We start from the raw sequence: 10,667 nt of genomic DNA on the forward strand, positions 1-10,667 counted from the left end.
GTTCGTCCTGAGCCAGGATCAAACTCTTGAGTTTAATCTTGACTTAAGTTTTTTCTCTTATTCTTAGAAAGACTGTTTGTTTTTCTGGTTCAAAGAAATTAAAACTCATATATTCTTGTTTGCCCTCTTTCAAAGGCGAATTAACAAGGACACACTCGCTTTCTTTACCTATCTATTCACTTTTCAAGATACAAATGCCGCCTTACGACAGCCTATTAATACTATCACAAAGAGAAATAGATGTCAACAAAAAAATATCAAAATTTTCAAAAAAAATCTTTTTTGTATAATACTACGTATTATGCGAGGATAAAGTCGCCCGTCGCACGGGAAAACGCGGGTTTTCGATGCGGTTTCGGCTCGATGGAACGAACGATCGCAGGGTGCGGTGGACTACGCCAACGTGTGCTTATGCTCGATGACGCCGCCGCCTATGCAATCCCTATCCATATATAATACGGCGTATTGCCCCTCGGCAACCGCGCGTTGGGGGCGGTCGAACCGAACGGTGACCACGTCGCCCAGGACGGCGGCCGTGGCCGACTCGAGGGGCTGCCGGTGACGAATGCGGCACCGCACGCGGTACTCTCCGTCCGCAAGGGGCGTGGGAATGAAATTGAAGCGCTCGGCCACAAGACTGTCGCTATACAGAGCGGGGCACTCCCCTTGATTTACCCACAAGATATTGTTGTCTACGTCCTTTTTGACCACAAAATACGGCTCGCCGTTGCCGCCGCCGCCCACGCCTAAACCGTGGCGCTGGCCGACGGTGTAGTAGTACACGCCTTGGTGGCGGCCGACCGTGACGCCGTCCAACGTCTTGATGTCGCCCTCGCGCATGGGGATATAGGTAGACAAGAATTGGCGGAACTTGCGCTCGCCGATGAAGCAGATGCCCGTGCTGTCCTTTTTGGCGGCGACGGGAAGCCCCGCCTCGGCGGCCAGCGTGCGCACGAAATGCTTGTCGGTGACGTCGGCGAGGGGAAACAGCACGTTGGTCAGTTGCTCGGTCTTGACCTGGTTGAGAAAATAGGTCTGATCCTTGGCGGCGTCGGCGGACAGCATGAGGTGGGGAAGTCCGTCCGCGCGGCGTTCCACCTTGGCGTAGTGGCCGGTGGCGATGAAGTCGGCGTCGAAACTGCGGGCGTACTCGGCAAAGACCTCGAACTTGATCTCGCGGTTGCACAACACGTCGGGATTGGGGGTGCGCCCCTTCTTGTATTCCTCGACGAAATAGGCGAACACGCGATCCTGATACTCCCGCGCAAAATCCACAGCGTAGTAGGGAATGCCCAAACAGTCGGCTACACGGCGTACGTCGCGGTAGTCGTCCTCGGCCGTGCAAGCGCCCGCGTCGTCCACCTCGTCCCAATTGCGCATAAACAAGCCCACGACCTCGTAGCCTTGGCGCTTGAGCAAGAGCGCGGCGACGGCGCTGTCCACGCCGCCCGATAGACCTACCACTACCCTACGCATCGAATACTCCCGTGCTACGATAGCGGTCGCCGCTGTCGGGCAAGATGATGACGACGTCGCCCGTGACGTATTCGGCGAGCTGCTTGGCACCCACCAAGGCGGCACCCGAAGAAATGCCGCAATAGAGGTTGTATTTGTCTTTGAGCTCCTTGGTGGCGAAGTAGGCGTCCTCGTCCGAAACGTGCAAAATGCCGTCCAATAATTCGATTTGGACGATGGAGGGGACGAAGTTGGCGCCGATGCCCTGTATCTTGTGCGAATGGGCGGGCTCGCCCAACAAAACGCGGCTCTTCTCGGGCTCGACGGCCATGACTTTGGCGTCGAAACCTTCCTGCAAAATGAAATCCTTGACGCCCATGGCGGTGCCGCCCGAGCCCAAGGGACTGACGATATACTTGGCGGAGGGCAACGCGCCGAATATCTCGGGCGCGGTGGTAAGGCGATGAATTTCGCGGTTGGCGGGGTTGTCGAACTGCGAGGGCATAAACGCGCCCGCAGCGGCCAATTCCTGCGCTTTGGCGACGGCGCCCTGCATACCGAGGCGCGCGTCGGTCAAGACGACCTCGGCACCGTACTGCACGAGCTTGTCCACGCGCTCCTTACTCATGGACGCGGGCATGGTGAGCACGACTTTGAGACCGACCTCACGGCCGACGTAGGCAAGGCCGATGCCCGTATTGCCCGAAGTGGGCTCGACGATGGTGTCGCCGACGGCGATTTGCCCCGCCTCGAAGGCGCGGCGCAGCATATTGTAGGCCGCGCGATCCTTGATGGAGCCCGTGGGATTGACGCTCTCCAATTTGCCGAAAATGCGCGCGCCGCCCATGGTGTCGATATACACCAAGGGGGTGTGGCCGATTTTGCTTTGAATCAACTCTAAACTTGCCATAATCTACCTTCTATGCGTGCGCTTACGCGTGCACGCGTACCAATTATTATTATATTACCACTACGCGGCGAAGTCAAGCCAAATAAAAACGAGACGGCCCGAAGGTCGTCTCGTCGTTGTTGTCGCCCGAAGGCTTATTTGTTGAACAAGGACACGCGCTTGATGCAAGCGGCGATCTCTTCCTCGGACAAATCGGTGTAGCCGTACCAGCCGTTGTTGTTGACGCTGTTGTTGTCGGCATCGCAAGAAATGGAAGCGGTAACTTGGATGTTTTTGACAAGGCGTCTGCCTTCTTCGGTGGTGGTGAAGTAACCGACCACGGCACCGGCGTTGATGAGGGACTTACGTCCGCCGATTTGAATGCCCAATACGTTGAGACCTTTGACTTTGCCTTGGATGTTGGCTTCGACGGAGACGCTGCGAATGACGCCGCCGTTGTTGTAGCCGACGACCGCGCCCAAGTCGAAGTAGGCGTTCTTGATGTCGAGCCAGCTCTTGCTCTCGGCGGTGATGGAACCGTCGGAAACGGTGATATTCTCGACGTTACCGGCGTTGCGACCGACGACGATGCCCGCGCTGACCGAACCGCTCTTGGCGAAGCTGACCTTGGCGCCGTTCAAGCGCAAGTCTTGGACGCAACCGTCGGTACCCACGACACCGAACATACCGATGGCGTAGCCGTCTTTGTCGACCTTGACAGGCTCGCTGATGGTGAGGTTGGAAATGGTGTAACCATTGCCGAAGAAGGTGCCGTTGTAGGGATGATCGGCGTCACCGATGGGGGTCAAGGTCTTGCCGAACATATCGATGTCGGCCATCAACTTGTAGCAAGCGTTGGCGTTGCCTTGGTTGACGAAGGAAGCGACACCCGCGAGTTGCTCGGCGGTGTAGATGAGGTAGGGAGCGCCGTAGCTGCCGTGACCGACGGAGTTGACGTCCTTGATGTCGCCTTGGACGGTCAAGGTGGTGTCAAGCACGGATTCGTCGGAGAGGTGCACGTGCACGGTGTAGGTGCCCTCGGCCAAGTTGTAGACGAACTCGTTGGCAAGCGTGAGCACGCCCGCGTTGTAACGATAGGACGAAGCCAAGATGGTGGCATTGTCCACCGTGACGTAACTGAACCCGAGGTGAGCGACGTCCAAAGCGTACTCAGCGACCTCGGCCTCTTTCTTGTTGACGGTGCAGTTGGCGCTGACGCTGGGCTTACCCTCACGATTGATGGTGAAGCTCATGGTGTTGACAGGCGTGTAGACGGTGACGACGTTGGCGCCGTAGCCCAAACCAGCGGGATAGACGGTGAGTCTATCGTTGGACTTGGCATATTGCTCGGCGGCAAGGCCCTCGATGATCACGTCGGCCAATGCGACCTCTTGCAAATTCCACTCGACGGAGATGGCGTTGTCGTTGTTGGAGCCGAAGGTATCACCGGCCAAAGCGGGCAACACGTCGTTGACCAGACTGACGACCAACTTGACGCTGCTGCTACCGGCGGTGACGGTGCCTTCCCACTCGGTGCCCTTCTTCGCGCGGAGGAAGTCGGCCTTGATGGTGATGCTGGCAGCACCGACCTCGTAGCCGCCCTCGGCACCCACGATAGACACGTTGGCACCCGAAGGAATCTTGGCCTGGAAGACCACGTCCTCGGCAGAAGACTTGTAGAACACTTTCTTCTTGACGGGAACGATGAGGGACTCGGTGGAAGAAACCACGTTGACGGTGAACGCAAGCGCTTCGCCACCGACGGTGACGGTGCCTTGGTAGGAACCGACAGCCAAGTTTTCAAGCAAAGCGACGGGAACGACGGCCTCGTCGGTGGGAACGGAAGTACCTTCCAAAGCCACGGCGCTGACCACGTTGGCGGCGTTGTCGAAAGCCTCGACGTCCAAGGCGAGCTTGGCGTTGGAGCCGACCACGTACTCGTAGGAAGCGGTATTCATCTTGGCGGCGCGGGTATCCTTGACGACGACCGAGAGGGTGATGACGTCACCGCTCGACAAGGTCACGGTCTCGGTATAGCTGCCGACCTCTTTGGCATCCCAGTAGGAAGCGAGGATGGCGAATTGACCGACGGACTCGCGGTAGTTAAAGTACTTGGCGCTCACGTTGGCGGAATCCTCCACGACGGAGACGACGTCGTTGCCTTGGAGTTGCATATCCCAAACGACGGCGGAAGGAGCGGCCTTGTCGAAGACTTTGAGGCTGTCCTCAACCTCGACGTTGGCGCTGTTGATGACGCGCACGACCAACTTGAGGTAGCCCTTGGAGGCCTCGACGACGACGCTGTGCGCACCGTAGCTGAGCCCGTTGAGGACGTATTGGTCGATGGCGAGGGTGTCACCGCTGTAGGAGTATTGGGTGTCCAACAAAGGAGTGCCGTCCAAAGTGACGCCCAAGAACTTGGAAGCGTTGAGCATAACCATCCAATACCCATCGGTGGGATAGGCGCGGTCGAACACTTGCTCGGCTTGGGTGGTGGTGGGACCCTCGGGATTCTTGATGATGGTAATGGTCTTGGAGAGGTCCTTGTTGACCTTGCTGGTCACGGTGATGTAGGACTCGAACTCATCCGCGGTGGTGGCGTACACGACGTTGCCTTCCATACGGAGGTTGGGACCCACGGTGTAGTCGAACTCGCTCCAGGCCAAGTTACGCGCGGTGGCGGCGCTGCCGATGGATTGGATATCCAAGGCGTTGACGTCCCAACCGACGACGTAGAAGTAGGAGTTTTGCATATAGATATTGTCGCTGTCCTCGGTCTCGATGAAGCTCATGGGCAGGTACTTGTGGCCGGCTTGATACAAGGGGAACTTCTTGTTGAGCAACGTGAAGCTGGCGATGTTGAAGCCGAAGACCTTGCCGTTGGCGTCGATGGACGCGTAGATACCGGTCTCGAAGTAGTAGGCGGGAACGATATTGAGGGACTTCTCATTCTTGAAGAGAGCGATGAGGTCGTCGCCGGAGAGGCTCAAACGACCGGCCACGTCGGCATAGACACCCGCGTGGATACCCAAGTTGATGGAAATGGTGCCGTACGCGCTGATGCCGACCTCGTTGAACAAGCCGACTTTGGCGCCCGCGGTACCGGCCATCGTGACGTTGTCGAAGTGGAACTTGTCGTCGATGTTGTGATAGCTTTGCAAACTGCCGCCCGCATAGACCACACCAAAGGTGGCGTGGAACTTGTTGGTGGCCAACGCGCCGACTTCGCCCGCGAAGGAAGCGCCCAACTCGAAGCCGAGGCTATCCTCTACGCAGATGGGAAGGGTGCCGATGGGGATGATCCACTTGGCGAACGTGTAGGGCTTCGCTTTGTCGGGAGAACCCAACTTCTCGCTGGTGACCTTCTTGACCAAGCTGGCCAAGCCGTTGGCGATGTCGGTCAACTTGTTGCCTTTCTCGTCCAAGCTGGACCAACTGTTGGCGTAGCTGGCCTCCAAGGTAGCGGTGGTCTCCACATCCATATCCAAGCTGACGTCGAAGGACTTGCCGCCCTCGTTGTCTTGCACGTGCACGTCAAACACGGGGGTAAGGGTGTTGGCAATCTTGACAACGATGCTGCCCTTGCCGTCGTCGAACACGTTGAATTTGATGGTGATGTTGAGGGTGACCTTGGAAGGCGTGCCGGGAGTGAAGCCGGGGTCGAACTTGACTTCGACTTTCTTCTTGCCTTCTTTGTCGCCGTCCAAATACTCCTCGCCGTAGAGATAACGGGTGGCGGCCAAGAACCAGTCGCTTTGGCGCAAGCTGGCCTCGGTGGCCTCGAGATCGAATTGGATGTCGTCCTTTTGCACGTCGTAGGACTTGTTGACGTAGATGTACTCGTACACGTCGCTGACGTCGGCTTGCTCCACCGTGAGGGTGTAGCTGTTGCCGTTGGCAACGACTTTACCTACGTTCTGAGCCTTGCGATAGGCTTGGCTCTTCAAGCCGTCGTTGTACACGAAGACCAAGTCCTCGCCCGCGGGAGCGCTGCCCTCGACGGTGAGCGTGTACTTGGTGGAATCGACTTCGTTCTGCGCAACGCTGAACTTGCCCGCCTCGAGCATAATGACGCTGTCCTTCACCTTGGTGTCGGCGTCCGTGCTCTCGCGCGCCGCAACGATGCACATGAAGGAATCGAGCCCTTCGTACTCCTCGTTGACGAACTCATACCCTGCGGCCAAGCTGACGGAATAGAACATACCTTCCTTCCAGCCGTCCTCGGGTTTCAGGCCGATGTTGCCGTTCGCGTCTTTGACAGTGTCCTTGGTCATGATGACCTTTTTGTAGGCATTGTCGACAACGTGGATGAACGTGTCGGGCGTGCCGTTGACCTCGGAGCCATCGACCGACCGAATGTACAACACGGTGCTGGCGTCGAAATTGCGGAACATGTGTTGCTCGTTGACGGATGCGTCACCTTCCGCAAATGCGACTTCGTTGGTGGTGCGCGTGCTGAACACGCCCGCAATGGCAAGTGCCGCGACAACGACAAGTGCTACTACGAGAACACCGCTTACGATTTTAATCGCCGTATTTTTCATAAAAGCCTCCATTTTTGAATTTTCCTTATCTATATACGTGCATACGCGAGCGCATACGCATACATATACATTATAATAATATCATCGCTTAGTGAAAAATGCAATAAGATTTTGCAACTATTTTTGTAAACCGCCTCGCCCTATCGAGGGCAAAAGTCCGTTAATGCACGCGTTATTGCGTTTTAAGCGCGATTATATGTTTATTAATTTTTCTTAATATTCTGTTTTTTGGGCGCAATTTGTCGTCCAACTTGACAAAAACGGGTGATTCGGCTATAGTATAGAAAGCGGCGACAACGAGACGCGAAAAGGTCTCGACTGCGGCAAAGGAGCAAGCGATTCGCAATGAAAACGGTGCGTTGGTTGATAGTGATGGTGTTGGTGGCGACGATAGGCGTCGGTCTCTTGACGGGGTGCAACGAGCAAAGCGCCGCACGCGACGGATACGACCTCTATACCTACGATACGGAGGCGAACGCCTTTGCGCCCATCGGCGTGAAACTGCGCTTCGACCAAGATAAGAAGGGCTTCGGCATAGAATACGCGGGCGTCATTCAGCTGTTCGGCGAAATGCGCGAAGTGCCGACGGGCTACGTGCTGTCCATCCGCAACGACGTATATGCGCAGGCGGAAGCGGCGCTCAGCGAGTTGAGCGAAGAGCAAAAGAAAGAACAAACCGCCGAGGTTGGCAAAGAATGGAATAACGCCATCGCCACCGAGGAACAAGTGTTTTTGAACGGGGACTACGCCTTCAGTTCGCTGTCCATCGACCTCATACGCCGCGTGGGAGACGGCAGCAAGAGCAACTACACCTCTATCGACGGCTACTACGAATCGGCCAACAACAACGAGAATATCTACCTCTTCAAAGACGGCAAGGTGTACGGCAACGTGACCGACAAGGACGGCAACGCCACCTATAAAAACGGCGAGCCCGTGATGAACGAAACGGCGGGCGCGAGTTACGTGCTGAACGACAAATTCATCATTTTGACCAAATTGGACGGGGACGGGGGGGTACTTCTCGATACCAACGGCAAGCCGCAAAAGATCGTGTACCTCTTGGGTAGCATCACTTACCCCAAGGATCTGGCCGACTTCGCCTACACAGACGACGACTACTCAGACACAACCAAAGCACTCGCGGAGCGCTTGGCAGGCAAGACGGTGGGACTGCTGACGAAGACCTTTTACTCGACGAAAGACCTGACGCAACTTGGTTTTAATTGAGGAGAACAACAAAAATCGGCAAATGTGCGAAAATCCCTTGCCAAGCGGAAGGAATTGCATTATAATAGTGTCGTTGTGTGCCCAAAGCACACGCAAAACCGAATAACGCTTGTTTTTTCGAGCACCCTTGGAGAGTTGGCTGAGTGGTCGAAGGCGCACGACTGGAAATCGTGTTTACCTCATAAGGGTAACTAGGGTTCAAATCCCTAACTCTCCGCCAGAAGGGAATAATACGAACACCGAGAACAATTCGGAGTTCGTATTATTTTTTGCAAAAGACTTCTTTGGAGTCAAAGTAGCAAGATGAATATGGATAATTTCAGCGAAAGCCGGGCGGGAACGCTCGGCTTTTTCATATATTATTTGAACCTTCTTCCCGTTGTTGTGATCGGAGAATACTTTTTCAATGAAGATGGAATCCCTCCGATTTATTTGCCTTCTCGTTGTGGCTATCGTAGCACGGAGAAAATCGGAAGCCAACGGGAAAAATTATCGCTGAAAACTTCTAAAATACCGAGAGTCGGACTTGATATAAAGTTCGGCTCTTTTTTTATTTACGCAATATTTTTTCCTTTTTCGTTGACTTCGGGGATTAAGACCGAAAGTAGTTTGAATTATTGCTTTTCTTCGTGCTGTCGTTGCCCCTGCCGGAAGGCAAATAAATTATTCGGAGGTATTCCAAAATGAAAAAAGTAGTATTCTCAATCACCAACGTAAGAAGTAAATCGGATAAGAAATTATCCGGTTTCGGGTATTTGACGGAAGGTAATTTACTCTGTCCGTGCATATCCAAAAACAACAAGCCTTATATCCGTATCTTTGAAGACGTTGAAAAGGCTTGCCACCCCGTCGCGAACAAACAAGACGAGTTCAAAGGCTATATCACAATGTACTTTACCGAAGTTCCCGTTTACAGAGAAAAAGACGGCTCTTACGATATGCTCGACCTTGAAGTCGAATATCAAGTTTGGTACAAATTCGTAAAGGAGTAATGAAAAATGGCTGAATATCAACACTTTGACGGTGAAACCTTTATCACCTTTGACATTGTATCCATCAACGAAAGAACGAACGAAGTTCAAGTTGCCGTTACCAACAGAGGCAAAATAAGCGTCATCACTTACGACATATACACCGATGAAGACGGCGAATACTTCGAATACGGCTGTATGTACGAGAAAATCTATCTCAAAGACTTTATGGAGGCGTGAAATGGACGGAAATATCAAAATCGTTATCGGCTCTTGGGGCTCATACAACGAATGCAACGAAAGAGCGTTAGGCTCAAAGTGGCTTGACCTTTCGGACTACAACGATTGGGAGCAAATCACCGATGAACTCAAAGAAGAAGGCTTTATTCTCGACGGTATCGACGAAGAACTGTTTATTCAGGACGTAGAAGGCTTGCCATCGGGCTGTAAGAATTGGGATTATACCAACCCGCAAACGCTATTTGAAACGCTCTATGAATCGGGCGTTTTAGACGACGAATACAAGTATAACGTTCTGATGGCGTTCCTTGAAGTCCGTTGTTATGACGACTTCGAAAATCTCGTGTCTTCCCACGGCTCGCGTTGGAATGATGATATCAATTTGTATAAAGGCTACGATTGGGACGATTACGGGCGTGAAATGTTTTCGTGTTCCGGTTATGACCGAGAGATACCCGAACACCTGCAAGACTTTTTCGACTTTGAAGCATACGGAAAGTATCTCGGCGACTACACCGTACAAGAATACAGCGAAGGCTTAATTGAAATCTATTAAAAACAAGGAGATAAAAACAATGAAAACAACCAACGAACAAAAGAAAATCGAAGCACTCGAAAGGATGAGAACTCTCAAACTCTATCCGAACATTATCAAAGAATTTGAGAAAGAGAACGTCGTCAATATGTCTGAAAACGGCGGTTTCCTCTATTGGCTCAACGATGAGCAAAAAGAAATCGTATCCGAGTTTGAACAGGAATACGACGCGCTTGTATATCACGTTATACACAACTTTACCGAGTTTGGCGAACTGCTGACGTTCTTCTACGTTTCGGACGATGACGAAGAATGGGAATACGACCGAGCAGACTTGAAAGAAGGTTACGCCTGCGCTTACGTCAAAAACCTTACCGACGATATCTGTTCAGAGTTTGGCAGCGTTTGTTTCAGACCGCAATTCGGCGGACTTGTCAGAACTGCATAGAAGGTAGCCCATGAAAAAGCGAAACAACAAAGACTACGGATACAAAGTTTGCTATAAGGAAGAAAACAGCCGTAAATACGTTCGCTACTTCCTTACATACACTTACAAACAGGCTCAAACGGCTTTACTCGGATATATAAGATATCCACCGAAAGCACGGAAAGACGATCACATTCTCGTCAACCCGATATGGAAAATCATACCCGTAAAAAAGCGCGAAGTCAAAGCAGGTATTTGGAGAGAATGTCCGTTTTAAGGCATTCTCTCTTTTCAAAAACAAAATAAATTACAAGGAGATGATATAGATGATTGAACTGAACCTAACGACAGCAAACAAGCAAGAAGAACTTGTAAA

At 52.9% G+C, this 10,667-nt stretch carries 9 protein-coding genes and 1 tRNA gene; 7 read left to right on the forward strand and 3 right to left on the reverse strand.

The window, feature by feature from the left end:
* Positions 1-393 precede the first annotated feature (393 nt).
* From mnmA to II896_02360, 3 genes are all read right to left on the reverse strand, one after another.
* Positions 394-1,476 (reverse strand): tRNA 2-thiouridine(34) synthase MnmA, encoded by a 1,083-nt coding sequence (gene mnmA / locus II896_02350; protein MBQ4443486.1) that lies wholly within the window; start codon positions 1,474-1,476, stop codon positions 394-396.
* Positions 1,469-2,365 (reverse strand): cysteine synthase family protein, encoded by an 897-nt coding sequence (locus II896_02355; GenBank protein ID MBQ4443487.1) that lies wholly within the window; start codon positions 2,363-2,365, stop codon positions 1,469-1,471. Before II896_02355 ends, mnmA begins: the two co-directional genes overlap by 8 nt.
* Before the next feature lie 134 nt (positions 2,366-2,499).
* The gene (locus II896_02360; protein ID MBQ4443488.1) at positions 2,500-6,888 is read right to left on the reverse strand and encodes a hypothetical protein; all 4,389 of its coding nucleotides are present in this window, start codon (positions 6,886-6,888) and stop codon (positions 2,500-2,502) included.
* A 345-nt stretch (positions 6,889-7,233) separates the two neighbouring features.
* On the opposite strand from II896_02360, the gene II896_02365 reads away from it, so the two are divergent.
* The 7 genes from II896_02365 to II896_02395 all read left to right on the forward strand — a co-directional run bounded on the left by II896_02365 (position 7,234) and on the right by II896_02395 (position 10,312).
* Positions 7,234-8,118, forward strand: coding sequence for a hypothetical protein (locus II896_02365; GenBank protein ID MBQ4443489.1), 885 nt, complete (start codon positions 7,234-7,236; stop codon positions 8,116-8,118).
* 129 nt (positions 8,119-8,247) lie between these two features.
* Positions 8,248-8,338: transfer RNA gene (locus II896_02370), tRNA-Ser, on the forward strand.
* 89 nt (positions 8,339-8,427) lie between these two features.
* Positions 8,428-8,805 (forward strand): hypothetical protein, encoded by a 378-nt coding sequence (locus tag II896_02375; protein ID MBQ4443490.1) that lies wholly within the window; start codon positions 8,428-8,430, stop codon positions 8,803-8,805.
* Positions 8,802-9,110, forward strand: a complete 309-nt coding sequence (locus tag II896_02380; GenBank protein MBQ4443491.1) for a hypothetical protein — start codon at positions 8,802-8,804, stop codon at positions 9,108-9,110. The genes II896_02375 and II896_02380 overlap by 4 nt, the downstream gene beginning before the upstream one ends.
* A gap of 6 nt (positions 9,111-9,116) precedes the next feature.
* Positions 9,117-9,329, forward strand: a complete 213-nt coding sequence (locus II896_02385) for a hypothetical protein (protein MBQ4443492.1) — start codon at positions 9,117-9,119, stop codon at positions 9,327-9,329.
* A 1-nt stretch (position 9,330) separates the two neighbouring features.
* The gene (locus II896_02390; protein ID MBQ4443493.1) at positions 9,331-9,885 is read left to right on the forward strand and encodes an antirestriction protein ArdA; all 555 of its coding nucleotides are present in this window, start codon (positions 9,331-9,333) and stop codon (positions 9,883-9,885) included.
* A 19-nt stretch (positions 9,886-9,904) separates the two neighbouring features.
* Positions 9,905-10,312 (forward strand): hypothetical protein, encoded by a 408-nt coding sequence (locus tag II896_02395; protein MBQ4443494.1) that lies wholly within the window; start codon positions 9,905-9,907, stop codon positions 10,310-10,312.
* Positions 10,313-10,667: the final 355 nt, after the last annotated feature.

The sequence above is a fragment of the Clostridia bacterium genome (assembly GCA_017394805.1).
GTDB lineage: Bacteria > Bacillota > Clostridia > Christensenellales > CAG-1252 > RUG14300.

What these genes read in the sequence shown, in the direction of transcription:
- mnmA (MBQ4443486.1), bottom strand. Translation starts at nt 1,476, where the DNA reads ATGCGTAGGGTAGTGGTAGGTCTATCGGGCGGCGTGGACAGCGCCGTC.
- II896_02355 (MBQ4443487.1), bottom strand. Translation starts at nt 2,365, where the DNA reads ATGGCAAGTTTAGAGTTGATTCAAAGCAAAATCGGCCACACCCCCTTG.
- II896_02360 (MBQ4443488.1), bottom strand. Translation starts at nt 6,888, where the DNA reads ATGAAAAATACGGCGATTAAAATCGTAAGCGGTGTTCTCGTAGTAGCA.
- II896_02365 (MBQ4443489.1), top strand. Translation starts at nt 7,234, where the DNA reads ATGAAAACGGTGCGTTGGTTGATAGTGATGGTGTTGGTGGCGACGATA.
- II896_02375 (MBQ4443490.1), top strand. Translation starts at nt 8,428, where the DNA reads ATGGATAATTTCAGCGAAAGCCGGGCGGGAACGCTCGGCTTTTTCATA.
- II896_02380 (MBQ4443491.1), top strand. Translation starts at nt 8,802, where the DNA reads ATGAAAAAAGTAGTATTCTCAATCACCAACGTAAGAAGTAAATCGGAT.
- II896_02385 (MBQ4443492.1), top strand. Translation starts at nt 9,117, where the DNA reads ATGGCTGAATATCAACACTTTGACGGTGAAACCTTTATCACCTTTGAC.
- II896_02390 (MBQ4443493.1), top strand. Translation starts at nt 9,331, where the DNA reads ATGGACGGAAATATCAAAATCGTTATCGGCTCTTGGGGCTCATACAAC.
- II896_02395 (MBQ4443494.1), top strand. Translation starts at nt 9,905, where the DNA reads ATGAAAACAACCAACGAACAAAAGAAAATCGAAGCACTCGAAAGGATG.